The following is a 23,383-nucleotide window of genomic DNA, read 5'->3' as shown; positions in this document are numbered from 1 at the left end:
AGAAGCCTGTACAAGGTTGTCAACTCCGACGATTCAAACCATGAGAGATCGGGGCGTTGTAGAGGCGGCCACAGCCAGGGCCGTCAAGGAGACTTTATGACTTATCGTGCCGTGGCAAATCACTCGTCCAGATCGGCCCAGAAGGCGAAGAAGGCAAGCGTTCCCAAGGTCCGGCTGTACGTCGAGCAGCCTGAAACGAAAAGCTGGTTTGTGCACGTTGGGCACGTGACCGACCGGGGCCGCTGGCGCACCGAACCGCACGCGCATCCGGAATATGGCCAGGTCATTTTCGTGCGCAGTGGCCGCGGTGTCATGAACCTCGAAGGCAGCGACGTGCCGTTCGAAGGGCCGTGTGCATTGCTGCTGCCCACGGAATGCGTGCACGGTCTGGATTACGAGCTGGACGTAGACCGATGGGTCGTGACCATCGAAGTGGCCTATCTCACGCAGGTCAACGCCAAGCTTCAGGAATTCATCGCACTGTGGGCGCTGCCGCGCGTGATTCCACTGTCCGATTCCGCCGAGGCGGGTGTCGAGTTTGGCAGCCTGATCAAGGGGCTCAAGCGCGAAGTGGAGTCGGATGCGGTGGGTCACGTGGTGGGCATCGAGGCGCTGCTGACGAGTCTGCTGCTCATGCTCGTTCGCGAAGCGCGGCTGGATCAAACGGCTAACGAAGGCGCATCGCGCAACGACGTGCGTCTGGTGGACCGGTTCCGCAAACTGATCGACGAGCACTACCGCGAGAATCTGCAGTTGCAGGACTATGCGTCGATGATGGCCGTGTCCCTCGTGCAATTGCGCGCAGCCTGCGCCTCCGCGGCCGAGCAAAGTCCAACCAAGATGATTCACGCACGCATCATCACGGAAGCCAAGCGCAACCTCATTTTCGGTGACATGTCGGTGGAACAGATTGCGTTCGGCCTCGGCTTCGCGGATGCCGCGTACTTCACACGCTTTTTCCGCCGGGAAGTGGGGCAGGCGCCCAGTCAGTTTCGCATCACGGCGCGCCAACAGCCTGATCGCAAGTCTGTCACGCAGTAAGCGCTGCAACGACTGCCGCCGCGCATCAGAAAAGTGCCAGCGAACCGCAGTTTTGTGCAGGGACGCGCGGCGGCGATTCGACTACGCTTAGGCTCCAGGTCGTTCATCTATTGGACTATGACGCAGCCCTCCCAACGAAACAGATCGAAGCGGTACGGAGGTGTGGCGGCGGTCGTTCTATCCATGCTGCTGGGCGCAACGTATAGCACGCAAGATCGTGCCGCGACCTTGCCGGAAGGCGCAGCAACGGAACTCGTCTACGTTGGCACGCAGAAGAACCAGATCGACGCGTTGCGCCTCAATGTCTCCAGCGGCAAGCTCACCGCAATCGGCGCGGCTGCCGAGGGGCTCAAATCCACCTGGGTGTCCGTGCATCCTCATTTGCCCATTCTCTACGGTGTCGACGACGACAACGCCAAAGAGGGGAGCATCACCGCGTATTCGGTGGATCGCGCAACAGGTGCGCTGACCAGAATGAATGCGGTGCCTACCGGCGGCAACGGCAGCACGTATCTGGGCTGGGACATTCCTTCGATGACCTTGTTTGCGGCCAATTACGCCAGCGGTTCGGTATCGAGCGTGCCGGTCAACAGCGACGGCAGCCTGAGAGCGCTCGTATCGACGGTCAAGGAAAGCGGCTCGGGTCCCAACCGGCGCCAGGCCAGCGCCCATGCACATAGCGTGGCCGTTGATCCTTCAGGCAGATACGCGCTCGTGCCCGATCTCGGCGCAGACCGGGTGTTCGTGTATGCCTTTGATCGCGCGACACATACGCTGTCCACCAGCGCCGAAACGCCTTCCTTTGTGACGCCGTTTGGCAGCGGTCCTCGCCATCTGGTGTTCGGTGCGAACGGACGCTACGTTTATCTGCTCACGGAATTGAGCGCGCAATTGATGGTGCTGAGATGGGACGCATCGCAAGGGCATCTGACTTTAGTGCAATCGCTGCAAACGACCAGCGAGGATTTTCAGGGCGTGAAGAGCGGTGCCGAACTCGCGCTTGGTCATGATGGGCGTTTCGTGTATGTCGAAAACCGCGCGGAAAACGCGCTGCTCGTCTATCGCGTCGATCCCGATTCCGGCGAGCTTGCGCTCCTGCAACGTGTACACGCGGGCGGCACGAAGCCTTGGGGATTCGGCATTGATCCGTCGGGCAAATGGCTATTGGTGGCGAATCAACAGAGCGGGACGGTTAACGTGTTTGGCATCGACACGGTATCCGGTCTGTTGACCGATACTGGCCACTCTGTGCAGGAGGCCGCCCCTGTCAGCGTGGCTTTCGTGCTGTGAAAACGAAGTGAGAAGAGCCGCGTATCAATGTGCCGACGAAGCGCGACTGAAGCAATCATGAAGCAATCAGTACGGCGGGTCGGTGACATCCAGCAGCGCATCGTCCACGGTGAATTCCGTTGCGCAATCATCACTGGTGGACGGGGCGCTTTGCTGTGCCGAGACCTGCTCGCGAACCTTGTCGCAGAGCCGCTCGCGGATCACGAGGCGTTTGGCCGTATCGGTCTGCGCGTAGCGTTGGATCTGCGCGGGTGTAAAGCGGATCGTCACGACGCAGCGCGAATCCAGCGTCGTGTCGCGATGCGACTCCACTACCCACGAGACCTGAATGTAGAAGGCGCTTTCTTCGTCGTAACTGCTGACGGCAGGATTCTTCGGAGAATCGAACAGATTTGACAACGCGTGTTCGATCTCTTCCACACGCTGGCCCAGGTCGATATCGCTCACGATGACGCCTCCTTTCTCATGCACTACACCTGTCATGCAGCGGTGGGCACCTTTTCTAGCTGTGCAAGCTGATTCTTCAAAGTGGCGAGGCGGGTTTTCTGCGAAGCCAATGCGCTGGTGGGTTGCAGGCTGTTGATACGCTGACGCCAGTAAGAAAGCGGGAAAGGGCCCTGCGTAATGTACGGCAGGATGCCTTCCAGGTGATTCAGTTCAACGTCGAGGTGGCAATGGTCGTTCATGGTATCTCGGTGCAATTCGGCTTAGAGAACAGGATGTAGCAAGCCGCGTGCCGCGCCGTGATGTCCTCGTATGACGTAATGCGGGTCCCCGTCGCAAGGCGCCTGGCAGCGATTGCCTTTCATCTGCCCTACGCGAATCACACCTTGAGCTTCTCGGGTGTGGTAATCGGTTCGGCAGGATCTACATGCGCAAAGTCGATCCCACCGGGTTCGCAGCCATACGGCACTGACCCTTACGGCGCCTTGTCGGCCTCCTTGCCGTCCTTGTTTCGAAACGCCGCCTCTCCCGCGTCCGATACCTCGACCCACCGCTTGTCGGGCGCCGCGTTCGCTTCGTAGCTGTCGTGCCAGTTCCACCACTTGTAGGTCGGCGTCTGCGGATAGCCGGCGGGCGAATCCTCCCACACCTCCTGTCGTCCCAAGGGCGTGATGTCCAGGTAATTCCAGGTGCCGCCCATCTGCTCGTCGCCGCGATTGTTGAGGAAGTAAGTGCGGAACACGCGGTCGCCATTGCGGAAGAACACGTTGGTGCCGTGCCATTCGTTGACGCCAAAATCCGTGTCGAAGCTATCCGTGAGGGTGAACCACGGGATGGTCCAACCCATCCGCTCCTTCAAGCGTGCGATGTCGGCCTGCGATGCACGCGAGAGGAACACCAGCGTGGTGTCGCGCGCATTCAGATGCGCGAGATGCGCAACCTGGTCGGCGACCATCGAGCAGCCACGGCAGGCATGCTCCGGCCAGCCAAATACGCCGGGCTCGAAAAAGGCACGATAGACGATCAGTTGACGCCGCCCGTCGAACAGGTCGAGCAGGCTGAGCTTGCCCTCGGGTCCTTCGAACGTGTAGCTCTTTTCCACCGCCATCCACGGCATGCGCCGCCGCTCGGCCGCGAGCGCATCGCGGGCGCGCGTGTTGGCCTTCTCCTGCACGAGCAACTGCGCGTGCGCCGTTTCCCACGCCTCTTTCGATACCACCGCGGGCGTCCGCATCGCGGTCTGTGCGTCCTTCTGTCCGTTTTCTGATGATGTACTCATGGCCTTCATCCTCCTGATCCAGTCAGCGTGAATTCCCAGACTTCGCAGCCGGCGCGCGGCATCGGCTGCGCCGGCTCGTTGCTATCTACGAGAATAGTCTGGCACTGACAGTGGGGCGCAGGGGAGTAACAACTGTGGCGGTATTGCGGGGGCGGTGGGGGGTATTTGTCTGCTGTAATGCGCCTGCTAGAAGTATCACGGCAGAGCAAAAACCAATTCGCCGGACAGGCTGTGGACTACTGCCTAGATCGCGATTTAGAGGGTATCCACCATAACCTAGTATGTGGGAATGTACTGTCTGGTTAATTGGGGTCACGAAATGGATATTCCTCTCTCAGATGAAGCGTGGGAACGCGTCAGCCACCTGGTCTCCCGCGACGTGCGCCAGCGCTTCGGCCGTCCGGCGCGGGATCCAAGGGATATTCTCAATGCGATCCTGTGGGTGACCATGAGCAACGAGAAATGGCATCACCTGCCGGCCAACTTCCCGCCGTCCCAGACCTGTTACATCAGATGGCTGCAATGGCGCCGCGCCGGCTTGATGGCGATCATTCTCGATGCGCTGGAAATCGAGCACGTGGAAGCCGGACAGTAGCCTGCCGCGTGCCCTGCAAATTTTGCCGATTCGGGCTACCCTGTTTGTTTTCGCCGGTGTGAATGCGTGTTGCCATTCCGCCGGCGCAAACCAGACCCATCAGGATAGCCATGAGCAAACCCCTCACCATTGATTTCGTTTCCGACATTGCATGCCCGTGGTGTGCGATCGGCCTGTCCTCGCTTCAGCGCGCGCTCGAACGTCTCGGCGACAAGGTCGATGCGCAGATCGTCGTGCATCCGTTCGAGCTGAATCCAGAGATGGGTCCGGCGGGCGAGTCTCTCGTCGACTACATCGGCAAGAAATATGGACGCAGCCCGGCGCAGGTTGCCGAGGCGCAGGCCATGATTCGTGAGCGCGGCGCGAGTGTCGGTTTCACGTTTGGCCCGCGTAACAAGATCTACAACACGTTCGACGCGCATCGCCTGATGCATTGGGCGGGACTGAACGGCAAGCAGTTGCAGCTCAAAGAGGCGTTGCTGCGCGCCTATCATTCCGAAGGCAACGACCCGAGCAATCACGAGGTGCTGGTCGAAGCAGCACGTTCAGTCGGGCTCGACGCCGCCGAGGCGAGCGAAGTGCTGAAGAGCGGGGCCTATGCGCAGGAAGTACGTAACGAAGAACAGGAGTACCTGGCATTGGGCATCTCGTCGGTGCCTTCGATCATCTTCAACCAGCGGTACCTGGTGACGGGCGGACAGCCCGTGGAAGCCTTCGAAGAGATGATCGAGCAGGTGCTCGCCGAAGCGTAGTTCGGCGGATTGCGAGCGCTTATTGAAGAAGGCTGGCAGGACACCAGCCTTCCTTCACGGCTCAATGGCGCTCGGGAAAACGCAGTCTCGAATGATTGCGGCCGTACGAGAAATAGATAATCAGGCCAATGATCAGCCACACGAAGAGCCGCACCCACGTTACAAGCGGCAGCCCCGCCATCAGCAGCAGACAGAACAGAATGCCGAGAATCGGCACGATCGGCACACCTGGTGCGCGGAACGGACGCGATGCGCCCGAATCGCTGCGGCGCAGATAGATCACCGCGCCACACACGAGGATGAACGCGAACAGCGTGCCGATGCTGACCATTTCGCCGAGTACGCTAATGGGCGTCAGTGCCGCCACGATTGCAACGATCGTGCCGATCATGATCTGGCTGAGATAAGGCGTCTGCAACCGCGGGTGTACGCGCTCGAAGAGCGGTGGCAGCAAGCCGTCCTGCGACATCGTGAAGAAAATGCGGCTCTGTCCGTATAGCAGCACGAGAATCACCGTGGTCAGTCCGGTGAGTGCGCCAATCTTGATCAGCACGGAGAACCAGGTCATCCCGATCGCATCCACGCCTTTCGCAATCGGATCCGGCACGTTGAGGTCGGCGTAGGGCACGAGGCCGGTCAGCACACCCGCGACGAGGATGTACAGCACCGTGCAGATGACGAGCGAGCCGAGAATGCCGATAGGCATGTCCCGCTGCGGCTTCTTCGCTTCCTGCGCGGCGGTGGACACCGCATCAAAGCCGATGAACGCAAAGAACACCACGGCTGAGCCACGCAGAATGCCGCTCATGCCGAAGTTGCCGAACGCACCGGTGTTGGCCGGAATGAACGGGTGCCAGTTGGCCGGCTTGATGAAGAACACGCCGAGCGCGATGAAGGCCACCACCACGACCAGCTTGACCGCCACCATGATGTTGTTCAGGCGTGCTGATTCTTTGGTTCCCATCACGAGCATGGTGGTGAGTATGGCAATGATCACGATGGCCGGCAGGTTGACGATGCCGGTGACGGTACTGCCGTCGGCCATCTTGATGACGGTGCCGGGCGCCGCGGAAAACGCCGGTGGAATCGTGATGCCTACGTTGCGCAACAGACTCACGATATAGCCGGACCATCCCACGGCGACGGTCGCCGCGCCCATTGCGTATTCGAGAATCAGGTCCCAGCCGATGATCCACGCAAAGATTTCACCGAGCGTGGCGTACGTGTAGGTGTAGCTGCTGCCGCACACCGGCAGCATGGCGGCGAGTTCGGAGTAGCAAAGCCCCACGAACGCGCATGCAATGCCGCCGAGCACGAACGAGAGCGTGATGCTCGGGCCCGCGAATTGCGCGGCCGCGGTGCCGGTCAGCACGAAGATGCCGGCACCGATGATGGCGCCGATGCCCATTGCCGTGATACTGGTGGCGCCGAGCGATTTCGCGAGCGAGTGGCCCTCTTCCGCATCCGCGCTTCCGACGATATCGGCGACGGATTTCCGCGCCATGTAACTCGTATCAGCCATGATGAGTCGTCCCGTTCAAATGGTTTTGGGCACGAACCGATCCGGCTTGCTTCGGCTCGCAGAGCACGACAAAAGCGACGGTTACTGAAGACTGGCAGCAGTGTGAAGTGATGGAGAAGGCAAATTCAGTCTAGTCCGAATCAATTCGAAAGGGAATACGGTGTGCTGGTACGGCTTCCCACTCGCCGGACCGATTCAGCGCATACAGATCTTGCTGCAGTGAGGCACAATAAAAGCGGCGTGGCGTAGACGGCCACGCCGTTTTTTATTGTGCCCACAACGATAATCGGCCGCGACAGGCCCACTGCACGGAGACGCGTTTTGAACGAACCCATCCATTCCGCCACGTCTGCGGCGGCCCGTCCGGCGCGTTTCAACTATCGCTGGCATGTGCTCGTCTGGCTGCTGGTCGGCGGGATCATCAATTACATGGACCGCGCGAGCCTGTCGATTGCCGCGCCGGGCATGATCCACGAACTCGGTTTGACGCGCACGCAGATTGGGCTGCTTGGCAGCGTGTTCGCGTGGACCTATGCAGTGATGCAATTGCCGGCGGGCTGGGTGATCGACCGCTTCGGTGCGAAACGTGCCTACGCACTCGGCATGATCTGGTGGAGCGTCGCGACGTGGCTCACGGGTGTGGTGGGTTCCATCTCTGCGTTGCTCGTGATGCGGGCACTTCTTGCCGTCGGCGAAGCGCCGTGCTGGCCGACATCGGCCAAGATTACCGCTGCATGGTTTCCCGCCAAGGAACGCGGCTTTGCAACCGGCGTATGGGATTCGTCCTCGAAGTGGGGACCGGCGCTTGCGCCCGCCATGCTGGTGGCGTTGATGATCGCCTTCGGCTGGCGCTCGCTGTTCCATGTCACGGGCGCGTTCGGCGTCGCGTTTGCGCTGTTGTTTCTGATGTTTTATCGCAATCCCGTCGACAGCAAACGCCTCGCGAAAGAAGAGTTCGCGTATATCGAAGCAGGCGGCGGTGGACATGAACGCTCGCTCGTCAGTAGCGCCATCAAGTGGCGCTCGCTGTTCGCGCGTCGCAGTGTGTGGGGCATGATCCTCGGCTACTTCTGCACCATCTGGCTGTGGAATATCTTCCTCGTGTTCTTGCCGTTGTATCTGCTCGACCGCTTTCACATTTCGTTTAGCCAGCTTGGCGTGGTGGCCGGCATTCCTTGGGCGGGCGGCGCGGTGGGCGAAATCGCGATCGGTTATCTGGCGAAGAAAATGGTGGACCGCCAACTGGCCTCGCCCATCGGCGCCAAGCGTCTGCTGATTGCGTGCTGTGCGGCGGGCGCGGCAGTGTGCGCAATTGCCCTGCCATTCACAGGTTCGCTGAACGTGACGCTGGCGCTTTTCACCGTGGGCCTCGCGTTTATCGCCGCGGTGGTCGGCTCGGCGTGGGCGCTGGCAGCGGATATCGCGCCGTCGTCGATGGTGGCGTCGGTGAGTGCGATCCAGAACTTCGGCGGCTATTTTGGCGGGGCGTTTTCACCCGTGGTGGCGGGCTTCATCGTGGACCGCACCGGCTCTTACGCGCTGGCGTTTATCTCCGGTGGCGTGATCGCGGGTTGCGCGGCGCTGTTCTACTGGTTCATGGCCCGTCAGCCCATTCGCGAGGGGGCGGGTGTGGCAGGGAGTTGAGGCGGCTGCGCCTGGGATGGCTAACTGGATCCGCGGGATTCCGGGGACGGCTGGCAGGGTTGAGAGGCCAGCCAAAAAGAAGAGCGCAACGGGTCACCGTCTGCGCTCTTTTTTATCCGCACAAGCTTGTCACCCGCATGAGCCTGGTTCGCTTCGCTGCTCAGGGCGTCGCAAGCGACGTCTGAAAGGGCTATGTGGCGATCGCGGCTAGTGCTGCTATTGGACCCATTGACGATCAATCAGTGACGCCACTCACCCGTTGGCCATCGGGAATCAGGTCAGGATGTTCCTTGAATATCGGAATCAGTGCTTTCTCGAAGACCATATACATGACTTCCCCGACAGCAAGTTTGAATTGCTCGAGTTCCTCGGCCGAGCAATGGTCCTGGACAAAAGAGACAGCTTCGTCCAGTTCCCCGTTTATTTTCAGCATCCTATTGCTTACTTCCGTAGCTGAAGTTTTATCGTGAATCATCTTTTCATGCTCCTTAGCAAGTTAAATAAAGCGCTTCGCGTTCCACTTGTGGCGTGCTACCGAAACGAAGATATGTTACGGGCTAGATTCGCGGGCAACCTGCCCGTTCTGCACAGTCGTTCACGCAATTCCAGAATGTGAATCCCCAATCGCCAGTAGGTAATTTTGTTTTCGAGCATCTTGCGCGGCATGTCTCCCTCACAGCCGCGCAACCGGAGTCCTCGTTGCATTTTATGAAACCGGACGCTTGAACCGACTCCGTGCCAAACAGCTTGGTATAGAGTGCGCGCCGCTGTGACAGATTCGGCGTCAGCACGGGGAACGGCACCTGATTCTGTGCTGCCACCTGAATTTCAACAGGATCGTCAGCAACTGGTTGGCCGGACTGCGCATTTATATATAAGTCGTGCATCAACAATGACCACGCGGGCCGCGTCCGTATAAATCCGCATTCAGTGCAAACCGCGCTGATATTCACTGAATCATCTGCTGCAAGCGATCTCACCCATCCGAGAAGTCCGTTCGAAGGTCCGACTGGGTCGAGGCCAGCTTGGTAATTGTCAAGCCAGATGTCAGTGTCATCGCTGCTAATGGGAGCGGGTGGCTCGCCGGCGGTTGCGACGGTCGCGCTGCGTGATAGCACTTTTCCATCAAGGGAATAACCGTAGTTCACGGTCAGCAAACGGTCTTTCCGGGCTGTCTGCGCTATCGGTTGCTCATCATATGTAAATCTGGTGAGCCTCCCCCGGAGGTCATACGCGATGCGAGCCTCGCGATAATTGCCCGTTTGCCAGGTGACGCGGTGCGCCGCGTCTCGATCTTGATCACCAAAAATCCAGCCCGAGACAAGATCTTGCGCGGTGTTAAGGTTCCCAGTGTTGTCGTAGAAGTACACCCAGTCGGCAACCTTGACCTTGTTCACGTAAGTGATTGCCTCGGTCAGGCGGTTGAACTGGTCGTAGCGAGCCCCAACCGCTCGTTGTCGCTGGCCGTCCCAAGTGGCGTTGAACCCGGCTTCTCCCGTCGAATCGTTGGTCGCCAGTTCGCTATAGCCAGTGATATTGCCGCTAACGTCGTATACAAACGCCAACAGCTTCCCTGGCATGCTCACCATCGAAGGGTGAAGACTCGTCGCGTCAACAAACTGCACGGAAGTTACCGCAATGCCAGAGCTGGTGCTGACGGTTGCTTTCGCGGGGCGACCGGTGCTGTCGTATTCGTAGACCGCCTTGCGGGTGGGCGTAGTGGTGCTCGAAAGACGACCCGCGCCGTCCCAAGTCAAGTCTCTGGACACTGAACCGCTGCTACCGGTTGGAAAGATCTTGCCCGCTATAGCTGCAAAGGTCAGTGATCGAGCACCATTGCTGTCCGTGACTGTTGTCGCTCCTGAACCGTAGACAAATTGAATGTTTTTGGCTGTATCAGGATGACTGACAATGGTCGCCTTACCTTGAGTGTCATAAGTCCAGGATGCGATACGGGAACCTGTTTCGTCGATGATTGCCGTTAAAGCATGTTTCGAACTAACGTCCTCGTATAGATACTGGCGAATACTTCCATCGGGCCACGTGACAGCAGTTAGATTGCCCCAATAATCGTACCGGTATTGGGTGATGCCGCCTGATGGGTCGGTCATTCGTTGAATATGACCATTCTGGTTATATTCAAGCCGGATGGTCAGGTCATACGCGGCTTTTGTTCCGGGACCATGTTGGTTGATCATTGAGAGCCGCCCCGACCCGTCATAGCTCAGAGTGCGAACGAAGCCAGTTTTAGTTATCTCTGATAGCAAGACACCTTGGGCGGAATAGACTTCCACCGAATCGTTCATCAGGTCAGTTAAAGACCAACCTGCGGCAGTGCGGATAAGTGCCAAGCCACTGAATGTGTCAGATCGCCACGCGCCGTTTGTCAACGTGAAAGTTATCGGCTCGCCACCAGACCGATAAGCATTGACCCTTTGAGCACTCACTGGATCGCCAACAATTCCCAGTTTTCGCTGCCAGTTGTGGAACCAGTTTGAACCGATGTCCTTTGCATTCAACGGATACGCAACAGAGCGGTATGTGCGCGCGAAAACGAAGGGAATTTCATCGCCGCTGACAAATTCGTTTTCCGTTGTGGACACAACACCGCTTGCGGCGAATACGGGATCGGCCACGGGACAGGTGGCATCGGGAGGAGCACCGCCTGTCTCGCCGGCACAATAGTCTGCGATGTAGTGCCCGCAGTTGTAGTAGTTAATTTGGTTGTACGGATCTTCTGGACCGTTTGTCAGCGGCATCGTGCCGACTGTTACCGGAACACAAGTCGAGGTACCTGGAACTCCCTCGGATTTGCTGAATAGCTCCATACACTGGTCTTCTGTCGCCGCGTCGGTGTGGGCAACAGAAATCAAGAGGCTTGATGCAAGAATCAGGCGGCTAACGACGCCCGGCGTTCTCAAAGAAAATCTCCGCGGTTTCATTTCTTCTCCTTTGACTCTTCGTTTTGGGTAACACGCGTAGCGACTCTTATTGAGATTGAATAAGCCAGGTATCAGACCGCTCCTAAACTGGTGATTTGTTGAGTTCACACAAGACTCAGGCTAAGAAGCTCGGCAAGTTTTCCTTAGCGACACTTTTAACAATGGTCAGATCACAAATGGAGTTTGCTAGCAAGAATTGAGAGGGTGGACACAACATAAAAGTAGGAATCCTCTGCATTTGGCAAATTGTTTGAGGAAAACGCGTCAGCACGATGGGGATTTCGCATCTTTGAGCGATTGGAAGAAGAGTGATGCCATCCAGCGCGGATTGGTAGAGCTGGCAGTGAAAGGGCTAATGGGGAAATCAGGAAGAAATATCAACACGACCGACTACGGCGTTACCGCCGACCGCCTTGTGGCAGATGAGCGTGGTGGGACGGCGCATCGACATCGATTTTTCCGCGTTGCGGCATCTCACCGCGCGCCCACCCTGCGAGGGAAATCCCTAGATTGAAAGCGTTCGCCCACAAACATATAGTTCCTCCATGAACGAATCACTCGACCCGAAAGCCGGTAGTGATGACGCCTCCGCCAGGCCGGACGACGAGACCGTTTTTGCCTCTAGATCGGCCACAGAATCAGCCACGCAAGCCACCCCGCACGCCGAACCCTTGCCGCTCGAAGGCCTGCGCGTCCTCGACTTCAGCCAGTTCCTCGCCGGTCCTTCGTGCGCGCTGCGTCTCGCGGACCTCGGCGCGGATGTCGTCAAGATCGAGCGCCCTCAAGGGGGCGACCTGTGCCGCCAGTTGTATGTCGCCGACCAGGCGCTCGACGGCGACAGCGTCCTGTTTCACACCATCAACCGCAACAAGCGCAGCTTTGCTGCCGATCTGAAGCAGCCCGCCGATCTGGAGCGCGTGAAGGCGCTGGTCGCCCGCGCCGACGTGCTGATCCACAACTTCCGGCCTGGCGTGATGGAGCGGCTCGGTCTTGGCTACGAGGTGGTGCGCGATCTGAACGCGCGGCTCGTCTATGCCACGGTGACCGGATATGGCGAACTGGGCCCGTGGCGGGACAAGCCGGGTCAGGATCTGCTCGCGCAGTCGCTCTCCGGCCTCACCTGGTTGAGCGGCGATGCCACCCAGGGGCCGGTGCCGGTTGGCGTTTCGATTGCCGACATCGTGACCGGCGCGCATCTCGTGCAAGGCGTGCTGGCCGCGCTGTTACGCAGAGGCGTGACGGGCCGGGGCGGACGCGTCGAAGTAAGTCTGATGGAATCGATTCTGGACTTGCAGTTCGAGCAGATCACCACGTTTCTGTGCGGCGACGGCAGCGTGCCGCGCCGCGCCAGCGTCAACAACGCGAGCGTCTATGGTGCCGCGCCCTATGGTCTCTATGCGACCGCCGACGGTTATCTCGCGCTCGCCATGGCGCCTATCCCCAGGCTCGCGCAGTTGCTGGATTGCGCACCGCTCGCCGCGTTCGACGACGCTTCGCAATGGTTCGCGCGGCGCGACGAGATCAAGGCCATCCTGCGCGATCATCTCGCGACCCAGGCCACCGCACACTGGCTCGCGCGGCTGGAGCCCGCCGACATCTGGTGCGCGCCGGTGCAGGACTACGCCACGCTCACGGCGCACGGCGGCTTTGCGGCGCTGGACATGACGCAGGCCATTACCAACAGCGCGGGTCATTCGCTGACCACGCTGCGCTGTCCGATTCGCATTGACGGCGTGGTGCTGAAGTCGCCACGCGCGGCGCCGGCACTCGGCGAGCACACTGCGCAAGTCGCGGCCGGTTGGCAAATCGATGCGACACCAACGCATCCCACGGAGTGAGCAACGTGATCGCCGAGCAATTCTACGAAGACTACGAGACCGGCTTTTCGCGCACTACGTTCGGCCGCACCATCACGGAAGCCGACATCGTGCTGCACGCGGGTCAAACCGGCGATTTCTTTCCGCATCATATGGATGCCGAATGGTGTGCCACCCAGGACTTCGGCCAGCGCATGGCGCATGGCACGCTCGTGTTCAGCGTCGGCATCGGCATGACGGCCAGCACGATCAATCCGCGCGCCATGTCCACGGGGTATGACCGCGTGCGCTTCGTGAAGCCTGTGTTCATCAACGACACCATCAAGGTCACGGCGACGATCACCGAAAAGCGCGCGCACCCCAAGCGGGCCACGCACGGCATCGTCGTCGAACGGATTGACATCACCAACCAGCATGGCGCGACCGTGCTGGTGTGCGATCACCTTTATCTCGTCGAGCGGCGCGAGCCCGCCGCGCCGTAGTGGCAACCGGGCGGGACGCCAGGCCATGCACGCAGCGTTCCGATGGGCATACGTGAATCACAACAACACGAAGTCACAGGAGACAAGCATGCACCGAATTCTTCAGGCACTCGGCGTAGCCGGGTTAGCCAGCGTCCTCGCCATGTCGGCGCCCTTGGCCGAAGCCAAAGACGTCACCCTCGGCTATTCGAGCGTCGGCCTCAGCTATCCGTTTGCGGCGGCGATCGCCAAGGGCTTCCAGGACGCGGCCACGGCTGCGGGCGTGAAGGCCGTCGTGCTCGATGCGAAGGGCAACGTCGAAAAGCAGGCCAACGATATCGACGATCTGATCGCGCAGAAAGTGGATGGCATCGCCATCATGCCGCTCGATTCCACCGTCGCGCAGGGTTGGGTGGACCGCGCCGCTTCGCATGACATTCCCACGGTCGCGGTCGCATCCGAAATCGGCGATCCGCACAAGCGTCCCATCAAACAGGTCTACGAGAAACTCTCGGCGCTGGTCACGCAGGATGAAGTGACCGCTGGCGAGCAGGCCGGCGCGATGGCCGCGAAAATGCTGCCGCCGGGGAAGACCGCGAAGATCGCGATCATTGAAGGCTCGGCGGGCTACGCCGAAGTCACGCAACGCACGCAGGGCTTCAAGGCCGGCCTCGACAAAGCCGGCGTGAAGTATCAGATCGTCGCGTCGCAGCCGGGTGACTGGACTTCCGAGAAGGCCGAATCGACCTGCCAGAACATCCTGGCTTCGAACCCGGACATCGATCTGTTCTTCAATCAATCGGATGACATGGTGGTGGGCTGCGGACTCGCCGTGCGCGCAGCGGGCTCCAATGCCAAGCTGATCGGCATGGGCGGCTCGCGTCTGGCCATCAACGCCATCAAGACCGGCGACGTGGCCGGTACCGTCTGCTACAAGCCGGAAGAAATTGGTCACCTTGCGTTCAAGGCGTTGTATGGCGCGGTGACGAAGAAGAACACCACGAAGGCCGCATTCGTTGCCTACGACACGCCGCCGGTGACCAAGGCGAACCTGCAAAGCTGCGTGCCGCAATGGTGATATTGCGCCACGACCTGGGCCCGTCTCGCGCGGGCAGGGAATCACGATGAGCGTGACTGCGCAGAGACAGCCCGTGCCACCTGAAACACCGCACATGCCATTGATGCGGCTGGAGCAGGTGGCCAAGACGTTCCCAAACGGCACGGTGGCGTTGCGCGGTGTCGATCTGGATATCGAACGCGGTAAGGTGCACGGCTTGCTTGGCGCCAATGGCGCCGGCAAGTCGACGCTCATCAAGATCCTCTCCGGCGCGTTTCCAGCTTCGGGCGGGCGCATCGTGTGGCGCGGTCAACCGGTGCAATGGTCGAGCCCGCGTGAAGCGAACGAGATGGGTGTGGCGACCATCCATCAACACATTCCGCTGGTGCCGACGCTGTCGGTGCTGGAAAACGTGTTTCTTGGCGATACCGGACGCTGGCGGCGTCAGCAATCGTATCGTCAGCGCTTCGCTGAACTGGGCGAGCGGGTGGGTTATCAACTCGATCCCGACGCGCTCGTCAGCGATCTCTCCATCGGCCAGCGCCAGATGGTCGCGATCTTCCAGGCGCTTGGCACGGGCGCTGAACTGATCGTGATGGACGAGCCCACGGCGTCGCTTGCCACCGGCGAGCGTGAGATTGTCTACGAGACCGTACGGCGGCTCGCACGCATCGAACAGAAGGCGATTCTGTTCGTCTCGCACTTTCTCGACGAAGTGGTGGCGCTCACGGATAACGTGACCATTCTGCGTGACGGCGCTGCCGTGATGCGCGCCGACACCTGCGATCTGGACGAAGCGCGCATTGCGCAAGCCATTGCTGGTCGCGCCATCACCGTGCTGGAAAAGGTCGCGCCACCCGCCGATGACGCCGTCGCGCGGCCCGTCGTGCTGGAATTGCGCGAGCTGGCTTCGCGCGGCAAGCTCGAACCGGTCTCACTGCAGGTGCGTGCCGGCGAGGTGGTTGGCATTGCGGGGCTGCTCGGCTCTGGACGCAGCGAACTGCTGCATGCCATTTTCGGCGCGGACACGGATGCAACCGGTACGGTCAGGCTCAATGGTCAGACGCTCTCGCGTTCCACTATGGCCGCAGTCAAGGCGGGCCTCGCGCTGGTGCCGGAAGACCGCATGAAACAGGGGCTCGTGCCGATCTTCGAAATCTGGCGCAACACGACCTTGCCCGCGCTCGAAGGCGTGTCGCTACATCACTGGCTGCCGGTGCGCGAACGCGAAATCGCCCGTGCCGCAGACGGGATCAGGCGGCTGCAGATCAAGGCGCAATCGCCGGAAGAACTCGTCACCGAACTGAGCGGCGGCAACGCGCAGAAAGTGACTATCGCCAAGTGGCTCTTCAGTGACGCGAAAGTCTTTCTGCTGGACGAGCCCACTGCCGGCATCGACATTGGCGCGAAAACCGACATTCTGCTGCTGGTGCGCGAACTGGCTGCGGCAGGCAAGGCGGTGATCGTGGTGTCGTCGGAATTCGAGGAACTGCTGGCGGTGAGCGAGCGGATTCTCGTGATGCGCGACGGCCGCTGCATTGCGGAACGCGCGGCCCATGCCACCTCCGAACATGAACTCATTCTGCTGGCGGGCGGCCAGAGCGCGGCGCCAGATGCCGCGCACGCCGCTGCGGGCAACGCAGCATCGACCTCAAGCGAGCGAACATGACTTCGTCGACTCATACCGAGCATCCCGTGCCGTCGCGTGACGGTCAGCCCATCGCCAATGCGCGAGCCGCGCCGGAATGGCGGCGTCTGTTCGGACTGCGCGAAATGGGCGTGTATTACGCACTGATCCTGCTGGTGCTCGTGCTCTCTGCGGTGACGGCGTACACGGGGCGCGTGAACTATCTGAGCATCATCAACGTGACCAACGTGCTGTACCAGTCGTCGCTCATCGCCTTCATGGCGGTGGCAATGACGGTGATTCTGATTACGGGCAACTTCGATCTGTCGGTGGCCTCCGTTGCGGCACTCGCGGCAGCGGTGATGATCGGCCTCGCCGATTCGATCGGTTTCTGGCCGGCGGCATTGGTGGCCATGCTGGTGGCGATGGCAGCCGGCGTGCTGAACGGCGCGATCGTGCAACTGCTCGGCATCAACGCATTTATCGTCACACTAGGCACGTTGACCGCGATTCGCGGCATCGTGCTGATCGTGACGGATGGCCGTTCGCTCTCGGTCGAAACGCCGGAAGCCATTGCATCAATGCGCGCGTTCGAATCGGGCCGGGTGCCGGTTGGCGTGCCGCTGATCATCCTTGGCGCAGTGCTCGTGCTCGCCGGTGTGTATTTGTTCATGCGCCGCCAACGTACGGTCTCACCCGCGACGCTCGGCATGATGCTGGGCGGCGTGTGTCTGCTGGTGCTGGGCTGGGTCGGCGGGCCACGGCTCGTGCTGGCCAAGCCGGTCATCTATATGGGGATTTTCACACTCATCGTCTGGTTCGTGCTGACCTTCACGAACACAGGGCGACGGCTCTACGCGGTGGGCGGCAATGCCGAGGCCGCGCGGCTCTCGGGCATCAATGTGAAACGCTATAAAATGGTCGGGTTCATTCTGTGCAGCGCCGCGGCCGGCTTTGGCGGCATTCTGTTCGGCAGCCGGCTGGGTGCAATCAATCCTACGGCGTTGCAAGGCGCGGAATTGACGGTGATCGCTTCGGCCATTCTGGGCGGCACGTCGCTGTACGGCGGCGCGGGGAGTGTGATCAAGACGCTGGTAGGCGCGCTGCTGCTGTTCACGCTGACCAATGGCTTCAACATTCTGAACCTGGGCGCGAACTATCAAGGCGTGATCGAAGGCACCGTCGTGGTGACGGCGGCCGCGATCTACACGGTGGGTGGCTCGCGCCGCGCAAAGGAAAACTGATTCTGCTGAAGGAGACTCATGCCTCGCACGAAAGGCGTCAGCGTCGACGCATCCAGCCCGCTTGCCGTGGCCCTCGAATCCGATCTGGATAGCGGCGGGGAGAATCGCCCTAACTACTCCGTACCGGCGGTCGAAAAGGCGCTCGACATCATCGAATATCTCTCGGCCGAAGCGGTGCCGATGACGCGCGCGCAGCTCGCCCGCGCGCTCAACCGTCAACCGGCCGAACTGTTTCGCATGCTGACGTGCCTCGAATCGCGCGGCTATCTGTGGCGCGACTCCGGCAGCAACGCGTATTCGCTCACACTCAAACTGTTCGAACTCAGCCGCACGCACTCGCCTTATGAGGAACTGCTGAAGGTGGCGATTCCGCATATGCGTTCGCTGGTGGGCGAAGTGCGCGAGTCATGTCATCTGTCCATGCTGCATGAAGACAAAGTGATGGTGCTCGCGCAGGAGGAAAGTCCAAAGCCGTTCCGGCTCTCCGTGGAAGTGGGTTCGCTGCATACCGTATCGGGCACGACCTCGGGACGGGTGCTGCTAGCATATATGGACGACGCCGAAGCGAGCGCCTTGCTCAAGCGCGATCACGCGTATCACCAGCGCAGCGCGAAAGACAAGCAGGCATTGCAGACGCGGCTCGAGCAGATTCGCACGCGCGGCTATGAATGGACCGAAGGCGAATGGTTCGAAGGCGGTATCGACCTGGGCGTGCTGGTCGGCGCACCGGGCTCGCATGTCAAAGCCGCGCTCGTGATGGCGACCTTGCGGCGCAAGGGTCAGGGGCCGACGCTGGAGCAAGTGCTGCCTGCGTTGCAGCAGTGCGCGCGGGATATCGGTTTGTCGGCGGGGATACTCAAGAGTAGCTAAAGGTTCTCGCTGAAAGTGGTGGCGTAAAAAAATTGCAGGAATCCGAAGCAATACTGATGGGAGACTGAGATTGACCACTACGTTGCGCGTGGCCGTGCGCCGCTTCGGTCCATTCGAAACCGGCATCGTCAAACAGTTCGAAGATTTTGCCGCGACCACGGGTGTCGATGCACGCATCGAAATCGAAGCGTTCGACCTGAATCCGCTGCATGAGACGCTGATCGAGCAGCGCGGCCTGGCGGACGGTTCGTGGGACCTCGCCTTTCTCTCGACCGACTGGATTGCCGAGGTGCAGGCGCTCGGACTCGTGGTCGATCTGCTGCCGTTTCAGCAACGCGAGCCGATCGACGATTTTCCGCAGGCGTGGAGCGAGTCCTTGCTCGGCCTGCAACAGTTCGCGGGCGGCCTGTGGGGCATGCCGTATCACGACGGCCCCGAGTGCCTGATGTATCGCAAGGATCTGTTTGAGGCGAAGGGGCTTGCCGTCCCGACTACGTGGGACGAATACGTCGAAGCTGCACGCCAACTCAATGAGCCTGAGCAGGGCCGTTATGGCACGGCGCTCGCCCTCTTTCCGGATGGTCACAACGGCTTCTACGATTTCTGCATTCACGTCTGGACGCGCGGCGGCGAGCCGTTTGCGGCAGATGGCACGCCTACGCTCGTAAGCGATGCGGCCTGCGCCGCGCTCGATTTCATTCGCACACTGGCGCGCGATACATCAGCACTCGCGCCTGAACCACAGACGTATGACAGCGTGCGCGCGGGCCTTGCCTTCTGCGAGGGGAAAGTCGCATTGGCGGTGAACTGGTTCGGCTTCGCGGCGCTCGCGCAAGCGCCGGATAGCGCGGTGACGGGTCTCGTCGACGTGGCACCTATTCCTGCAGCGCTGGGTGCAAAGAGCGTCTCGCTGAACGTGTTCTGGCTGCTGTCGATGGCAGCCGGTTCGCGCCACAAAGACCTCGGATGGCGTTTCATGCGCCACTGTGCGAGCGCGCCGATGGACCGTTTGACGACGCTCGAAGGCGCAATCGGCACGCGCCTTTCGACCTGGCGCGATGCCGAGGTGAACGCGCGCATCCCGTTCTATCACAAGCTGGAAGCGCTGCACGAAAGCGCGCGCGAGATGCCGCGCCATGCGCGTCTCGCGGACATCTCGCATGCGGTCGATACGATGATCGAGCGTGCCGTGAACAGCAACGAAGCGAGCCGCGCACTGCTCGAAGCCACCCAGGTGCGGATCGAGGAGATCGTGCGATGAGCGCCGTTCCTACCCTGACGCAAGCGTGGCCGATGCCCACGCAACCGCGCCCGATCGTGCTGATCGGCACGGGCGGTATCGTCAACGATGCGCACATGCCGGCTTACCGTGCGGCAGGTTTCGACGTGGCCGGCGTGTTCGATATCGACCCAGCGAAGGCGGCGCAGTTCGCGCAGCGCTGGCAGATCGGCACGGTATTCGACACGCTCGACGCCGCGCTCGCCCAACGCGATTGCGTGTTCGATGTCGCCGCGCCCGCCGAGGTCCATGAGAGCATCGTCGCGCGTCTGCCGCACGGCGCGCCGGTGCTACTGCAAAAGCCATTCGGGCTCGATCTGGAACAGGCGAGCCGTTTACTGGCGCTATGTCATGCGCGCGAACTGAAGGCGGCGGTCAACTTCCAGTTGCGCTTCGCGCCGATGATGCTGGCGGTGCGCGATGCCATCGGACAAGGCCTGCTGGGCGAACTGGTGGACGTCGAAGTGCATCTGAATCTGGCCACGCCGTGGCACCTGTTCCCGCATCTGAAGGCGAACCGGCGCGTCGAAATTGTTTCGCATTCCATCCACTACCTGGATCTGATTCGCGGCCTGCTCGGTGAACCGCAGGGCGTGTTCGCACGCAGCTACACGTATCCCGGCAGTGGGCTCGCGGATACGCGCACGAGTGCGATTCTCGACTTCGGCGAGTCGTTGCGCTGCACGCTCTCGCTGAATCATCATCACGATTTTGGACGGCGCTTTCAGGACGCGAGTTTTCGCTTCGAAGGCGAGCGCGGCGTCGCGCTCGTGAAGTTAGGCGTGCTGCTCGACTATCCCGCCGGTGAAGCGGACGAACTGTGGTTCTGCCCGCGCGGCGGCGAGTGGATGCAGATTCCGCTTGCGGGTGCGTGGTTCCCGCACGCCTTCATCGGCACGATGGCGAACCTGCAACGTTTCGTGAGCGGGGAAGATGCACAACTGGTGTCGAGCGTCGACGATGCGTGGCGCACCATGGCATTGGTCGAAGCGTGTTATCGCAGCGCTGCGGGCGCTGCCACGCCGGTGCCGCTCAAGCCGGGCCAGTGAGTCCGAATTCGGCAAGAATCGCCGCCGTGTGCTCACCCACGCGCGGCGCGGCATGCGTGCTCTGCGCGCGCACACCGTTCACCCTTAGCGGACCACGTGTCGTATGAATGGCGGTGCCGTCCTGGCGCGCCACGGTCTGCAGCATGTCGAGTCGCTTGAGCGCTTCGCTTTCCAGCAACGCCGGCCAGTCGAGCACTTCGGCGCACCAGATGTCGGCGGGTTGCAGGCGGCTCAGCCAGTACGCGGTGGGCTCGCGAATCAACGTGGCGGCGATCAGCCGCTTGATGGCATCGCGCTGTTCGAACGCCGCATTGGCATCGTATTGCTGCAACTCGGGCAAGGGCAGCGTCGCGGCAAGTTGCGACAGCGGCATCATGGCGAGCGCGAGGTAGCCGTCCGCGGTCGGATACAAGCCGTACGGTGCGGCGAGATACGCATTGGCGTTGCGAAACTCGGCGCGAGCGGGTGGGCGTCGACCGTCGTTCAGATGGGTGGTCAGCAATTCGAATTGCAGGTCGATCAACGCTTCGAGCAGGCTGGTCTGCACCAAGGATCCCGTACCGACGATGCCACGCCGCACCAGTGCCGCAAGAATGCCTTCGGTCAGCACGTGACCCGCCAGCATATCGGCAATGGAAAGACCCAGCGGCACGGGGCCTTCGCCCTCGTGTCCGTTGAGCCAGGTGACGCCGGAAAGCGATTGCGCGAGCAGATCCTGACCGGGCATGCCGGCCCACGGACCGGACTCGCCATAGCCTGAAATGCTCGCATAGACGAGGCGCGGATTCAGCGCGTGCACGGCGTGATAACCCAACCCGAGCCGTTCGATCACGCCCGGCCGGAAGTTCTGGATCAACACGTCGGCGCGCGCCAGCAGACGCTTGAGAATGGCGAGATCGTCCGGCTGCTTCAGATCGAGCGCGATGCTTTCCTTGCTGCGGTTGATGGCGTGAAAGAGCGTCGAGTCGCCGGCCACATCCGTGTCGGTCAGATACAAGGTGCGGCAGATATCGCCGCTGCCGGGCCGCTCCACCTTGATCACGCGTGCGCCGAGATCGGCGAGCCGCAACGCGGCGGACGGTCCCGAGAGGAACTGGGCGAGGTCCAGCACCAGCAACCCGTGCAACGGTGCGGTCGTCGCATCGGCGCCGTTGCCGTTTTGCTGTTGGAAAAGAGAAGCGCTCATGCGGGCAGGCTTTGCCGGAACATGCGGTTGAGTTCGGCGATCAGCGCAGCGGGCGCCTCGTCGGTGCGCAAGCCCTGCACGAAGCGCTCGGAGGCCGCGTGTTGAAACGGCATGTAGCCATCGTGACGGGGCCGTACCCAGGCGCGATCCAGCGTCTCACGCGTGGCCCGATAAAAGTTATTCGAAGCCGCGTTGACGGTGGCGTCATCCCATGCGGTTGCATGACCCGGCTGACCACCGGCGGCGGCAAACGGTCCGCTTTGCGCGGCAGCACCCGCCACCCAGCGCGCGAAGGCGAACGCCTCATCCGGATGCTCGCTGCGCGCCGACACCGCAATGCCAGTGCCTCCCAATGCCGAGCCCCGCGGGCCGTTGCCCTGCCAGTGCGGAATATCCGCGAACGCCAGTTGAACGGGCCGAAAGCCTTCGTACGCGTAGTTGACGTAGCCGTAGATCAGCGGCACGCAGTCGATGCGCGCGTCGGGCTGCGCCATTGCTTCGTAGACTGCGATGGGGTCCATCTCGTAGCACGCGGGATCGATCCATTGCATGAGCGTGCGCAGATAATCGCAGACCTGCGTGGCGATCTCCGGCTCGAACAGGTCCGGTCCTGTGACGTTGCCCGGCGCGCCAAGCTGCGCGCACAACGTGTACAGACACATCAGCGAATGCGGCGCGCGCATCGGCAACGCGACGCGGCCCGCGCGCGCCAGTTCGAAGACCTGCTCCCAGTTGCGCGGCGCGTCGGGCAGACGGTCAGGGCGCCACGCCATCACTTGCGCGGCGGCGTCGATTGGCAGCGCCCACTGTTGCCCCTGCCAGTGATAGCTCGCGAACGACTCGCCAATCGACCCCTCGGCAATGTCGCGCACGCCGTTGAGATCGAACGGCCGCAGACACGCTTCACGGGTGATCTGGCCAACGTGAGGATGGTCGATGACGATGAGGTCGTAGCGGCGCGCGAGTTCATCCACGGGAAACGATTCGAAGTCCTGTAACGAGCGCCGGTCCCACGTAATCTCGACGCCTTCCCGTTCGCGCCACAGCGCCGCGCAGGCCGCGAGCGGCGCGTAGCCGCGCGGATGGTCCCAGGTCATGCCCCTCAGGGTGATAGTCATGGTCGAGTCACGATGGATGGTGGATTTCGCTCACAGATAAACGCGTCGTTTACCTGAGTAATGATCCGGTGCAAGACCGGATGAGTCGATCCGTACTTTCCATTAAGCGCGGCCGCGTTGACCGGCATGGCCGCGTGGCGCACTTTGACTCGCCGCCGGGGCGGGC

At 61.2% G+C, this 23,383-nt stretch carries 21 protein-coding genes; 13 read left to right on the top strand and 8 right to left on the bottom strand.

What is annotated here, in order from left to right; translation table 11 throughout:
- Positions 1-96: 96 nt before the first annotated feature.
- Complete coding sequence (locus tag D0B32_RS00965; RefSeq protein WP_117331817.1) at positions 97-1,041, top strand: helix-turn-helix domain-containing protein; 945 nt, start codon at positions 97-99, stop codon at positions 1,039-1,041.
- Between the two features lie 162 nt (positions 1,042-1,203).
- Positions 1,204-2,331 carry a lactonase family protein gene (locus D0B32_RS00960; protein WP_259294841.1) on the top strand — a complete coding sequence of 376 codons (1,128 nt, stop codon included), beginning with the start codon at positions 1,204-1,206 and terminating at the stop codon, positions 2,329-2,331.
- Positions 2,332-2,397: 66 nt separating this feature from the next.
- Here D0B32_RS00960 and D0B32_RS00955 read toward each other — a convergent pair whose 3' ends face one another.
- The 3 genes from D0B32_RS00955 to D0B32_RS00945 form a co-directional block, all read right to left on the bottom strand.
- The gene (locus D0B32_RS00955; RefSeq protein ID WP_117331815.1) at positions 2,398-2,778 is read right to left on the bottom strand and encodes a DUF3022 domain-containing protein; all 381 of its coding nucleotides are present in this window, start codon (positions 2,776-2,778) and stop codon (positions 2,398-2,400) included.
- Positions 2,779-2,810: 32 nt separating this feature from the next.
- The gene (locus D0B32_RS00950) at positions 2,811-3,017 is read right to left on the bottom strand and encodes a hypothetical protein (protein ID WP_117331814.1); all 207 of its coding nucleotides are present in this window, start codon (positions 3,015-3,017) and stop codon (positions 2,811-2,813) included.
- A gap of 233 nt (positions 3,018-3,250) precedes the next feature.
- The gene (locus D0B32_RS00945) at positions 3,251-4,054 is read right to left on the bottom strand and encodes a DUF899 domain-containing protein (RefSeq protein ID WP_181969682.1); all 804 of its coding nucleotides are present in this window, start codon (positions 4,052-4,054) and stop codon (positions 3,251-3,253) included.
- Between the two features lie 319 nt (positions 4,055-4,373).
- On the opposite strand from D0B32_RS00945, the gene D0B32_RS00940 reads away from it, so the two are divergent.
- Positions 4,374-4,649: a transposase gene (locus D0B32_RS00940; RefSeq protein WP_117331813.1), complete on the top strand. Its 276-nt coding sequence runs from the start codon at positions 4,374-4,376 to the stop codon at positions 4,647-4,649.
- A 110-nt stretch (positions 4,650-4,759) separates the two neighbouring features.
- On the top strand, positions 4,760-5,401 hold the full coding sequence (locus tag D0B32_RS00935) for a DsbA family oxidoreductase (RefSeq protein ID WP_117331812.1): 642 nt from the start codon (positions 4,760-4,762) through the stop codon (positions 5,399-5,401).
- Positions 5,402-5,462: 61 nt separating this feature from the next.
- On the opposite strand, the gene D0B32_RS00930 is transcribed toward D0B32_RS00935, so the two are convergent.
- A complete protein-coding gene (locus D0B32_RS00930; RefSeq protein WP_117331811.1) occupies positions 5,463-6,923 on the bottom strand; it encodes an amino acid permease in 1,461 nt (486 codons plus the stop codon).
- Positions 6,924-7,244: 321 nt separating this feature from the next.
- Between D0B32_RS00930 and D0B32_RS00925 the strand changes: the two genes are divergently transcribed.
- On the top strand, positions 7,245-8,567 hold the full coding sequence (locus tag D0B32_RS00925; protein WP_117331810.1) for an MFS transporter: 1,323 nt from the start codon (positions 7,245-7,247) through the stop codon (positions 8,565-8,567).
- Between the two features lie 235 nt (positions 8,568-8,802).
- Here the strand turns inward: D0B32_RS00925 and D0B32_RS00920 are convergent, their stop codons facing one another.
- Both D0B32_RS00920 and D0B32_RS00915 read right to left on the bottom strand, forming a co-directional pair.
- Entirely contained in the window at positions 8,803-9,042 is a 240-nt protein-coding gene (locus D0B32_RS00920) for a hypothetical protein (protein ID WP_117331809.1), read from the bottom strand.
- 82 nt (positions 9,043-9,124) lie between these two features.
- Positions 9,125-11,509 (bottom strand): DUF6531 domain-containing protein, encoded by a 2,385-nt coding sequence (locus D0B32_RS00915; RefSeq protein ID WP_117331808.1) that lies wholly within the window; start codon positions 11,507-11,509, stop codon positions 9,125-9,127.
- Between the two features lie 545 nt (positions 11,510-12,054).
- Between D0B32_RS00915 and D0B32_RS00910 the strand changes: the two genes are divergently transcribed.
- The 8 genes from D0B32_RS00910 (at position 12,055) to D0B32_RS00875 (ending at position 20,913) form a co-directional block, all read left to right on the top strand.
- The gene (locus D0B32_RS00910; RefSeq protein ID WP_117331807.1) at positions 12,055-13,347 is read left to right on the top strand and encodes a CaiB/BaiF CoA-transferase family protein; all 1,293 of its coding nucleotides are present in this window, start codon (positions 12,055-12,057) and stop codon (positions 13,345-13,347) included.
- Between the two features lie 5 nt (positions 13,348-13,352).
- Positions 13,353-13,808, top strand: a complete 456-nt coding sequence (locus D0B32_RS00905; RefSeq protein ID WP_117333396.1) for a MaoC/PaaZ C-terminal domain-containing protein — start codon at positions 13,353-13,355, stop codon at positions 13,806-13,808.
- Between the two features lie 88 nt (positions 13,809-13,896).
- Positions 13,897-14,865 carry a sugar ABC transporter substrate-binding protein gene (locus D0B32_RS00900; RefSeq protein WP_117331806.1) on the top strand — a complete coding sequence of 323 codons (969 nt, stop codon included), beginning with the start codon at positions 13,897-13,899 and terminating at the stop codon, positions 14,863-14,865.
- A 94-nt stretch (positions 14,866-14,959) separates the two neighbouring features.
- Positions 14,960-16,513, top strand: a complete 1,554-nt coding sequence (locus D0B32_RS00895; protein WP_220444891.1) for a sugar ABC transporter ATP-binding protein — start codon at positions 14,960-14,962, stop codon at positions 16,511-16,513.
- On the top strand, positions 16,510-17,715 hold the full coding sequence (locus D0B32_RS00890; RefSeq protein ID WP_220444890.1) for an ABC transporter permease: 1,206 nt from the start codon (positions 16,510-16,512) through the stop codon (positions 17,713-17,715). The genes D0B32_RS00895 and D0B32_RS00890 overlap by 4 nt, the downstream gene beginning before the upstream one ends.
- A gap of 18 nt (positions 17,716-17,733) precedes the next feature.
- Positions 17,734-18,585, top strand: coding sequence for an IclR family transcriptional regulator (locus tag D0B32_RS00885; protein WP_117331805.1), 852 nt, complete (start codon positions 17,734-17,736; stop codon positions 18,583-18,585).
- A 70-nt stretch (positions 18,586-18,655) separates the two neighbouring features.
- The gene (locus tag D0B32_RS00880; RefSeq protein WP_117331804.1) at positions 18,656-19,846 is read left to right on the top strand and encodes an extracellular solute-binding protein; all 1,191 of its coding nucleotides are present in this window, start codon (positions 18,656-18,658) and stop codon (positions 19,844-19,846) included.
- A complete protein-coding gene (locus D0B32_RS00875; protein ID WP_117331803.1) occupies positions 19,843-20,913 on the top strand; it encodes a Gfo/Idh/MocA family protein in 1,071 nt (356 codons plus the stop codon). Before D0B32_RS00880 ends, D0B32_RS00875 begins: the two co-directional genes overlap by 4 nt.
- Here D0B32_RS00875 and D0B32_RS00870 read toward each other — a convergent pair.
- Together D0B32_RS00870 and D0B32_RS00865 are read right to left on the bottom strand one after the other, a co-directional pair.
- Positions 20,897-22,099 (bottom strand): CaiB/BaiF CoA-transferase family protein, encoded by a 1,203-nt coding sequence (locus D0B32_RS00870; RefSeq protein WP_117331802.1) that lies wholly within the window; start codon positions 22,097-22,099, stop codon positions 20,897-20,899. The genes D0B32_RS00875 and D0B32_RS00870 overlap by 17 nt on opposite strands.
- Complete coding sequence (locus tag D0B32_RS00865; RefSeq protein ID WP_117331801.1) at positions 22,096-23,217, bottom strand: extracellular solute-binding protein; 1,122 nt, start codon at positions 23,215-23,217, stop codon at positions 22,096-22,098. Before D0B32_RS00865 ends, D0B32_RS00870 begins: the two co-directional genes overlap by 4 nt.
- Positions 23,218-23,383 lie beyond the last annotated feature (166 nt).

Origin of the sequence: Paraburkholderia sp. DHOC27 (genome assembly GCF_003429005.1) — a bacterium.
GTDB lineage: Bacteria > Pseudomonadota > Gammaproteobacteria > Burkholderiales > Burkholderiaceae > Paraburkholderia.
The sequence above is the reverse complement of the archived record's forward strand: the minus strand, read 5'-3'. Positions and strand labels throughout refer to the sequence as shown.

Excerpts from the sequence above, each read along its gene's own strand:
- D0B32_RS00965 (WP_117331817.1), top strand. The coding sequence starts at position 97 with ATGACTTATCGTGCCGTGGCAAATCACTCGTCCAGATCGGCCCAGAAG.
- D0B32_RS00950 (WP_117331814.1), bottom strand. The coding sequence starts at position 3,017 with ATGAACGACCATTGCCACCTCGACGTTGAACTGAATCACCTGGAAGGC.
- D0B32_RS00945 (WP_181969682.1), bottom strand. The coding sequence starts at position 4,054 with ATGAGTACATCATCAGAAAACGGACAGAAGGACGCACAGACCGCGATG.
- D0B32_RS00940 (WP_117331813.1), top strand. The coding sequence starts at position 4,374 with ATGGATATTCCTCTCTCAGATGAAGCGTGGGAACGCGTCAGCCACCTG.
- D0B32_RS00935 (WP_117331812.1), top strand. The coding sequence starts at position 4,760 with ATGAGCAAACCCCTCACCATTGATTTCGTTTCCGACATTGCATGCCCG.
- D0B32_RS00930 (WP_117331811.1), bottom strand. The coding sequence starts at position 6,923 with ATGGCTGATACGAGTTACATGGCGCGGAAATCCGTCGCCGATATCGTC.
- D0B32_RS00920 (WP_117331809.1), bottom strand. The coding sequence starts at position 9,042 with ATGATTCACGATAAAACTTCAGCTACGGAAGTAAGCAATAGGATGCTG.
- D0B32_RS00915 (WP_117331808.1), bottom strand. The coding sequence starts at position 11,509 with ATGAAACCGCGGAGATTTTCTTTGAGAACGCCGGGCGTCGTTAGCCGC.
- D0B32_RS00910 (WP_117331807.1), top strand. The coding sequence starts at position 12,055 with ATGAACGAATCACTCGACCCGAAAGCCGGTAGTGATGACGCCTCCGCC.
- D0B32_RS00900 (WP_117331806.1), top strand. The coding sequence starts at position 13,897 with ATGCACCGAATTCTTCAGGCACTCGGCGTAGCCGGGTTAGCCAGCGTC.
- D0B32_RS00895 (WP_220444891.1), top strand. The coding sequence starts at position 14,960 with ATGCCATTGATGCGGCTGGAGCAGGTGGCCAAGACGTTCCCAAACGGC.
- D0B32_RS00890 (WP_220444890.1), top strand. The coding sequence starts at position 16,510 with ATGACTTCGTCGACTCATACCGAGCATCCCGTGCCGTCGCGTGACGGT.
- D0B32_RS00885 (WP_117331805.1), top strand. The coding sequence starts at position 17,734 with ATGCCTCGCACGAAAGGCGTCAGCGTCGACGCATCCAGCCCGCTTGCC.
- D0B32_RS00875 (WP_117331803.1), top strand. The coding sequence starts at position 19,843 with ATGAGCGCCGTTCCTACCCTGACGCAAGCGTGGCCGATGCCCACGCAA.
- D0B32_RS00870 (WP_117331802.1), bottom strand. The coding sequence starts at position 22,099 with ATGAGCGCTTCTCTTTTCCAACAGCAAAACGGCAACGGCGCCGATGCG.
- D0B32_RS00865 (WP_117331801.1), bottom strand. The coding sequence starts at position 23,217 with ATGACTATCACCCTGAGGGGCATGACCTGGGACCATCCGCGCGGCTAC.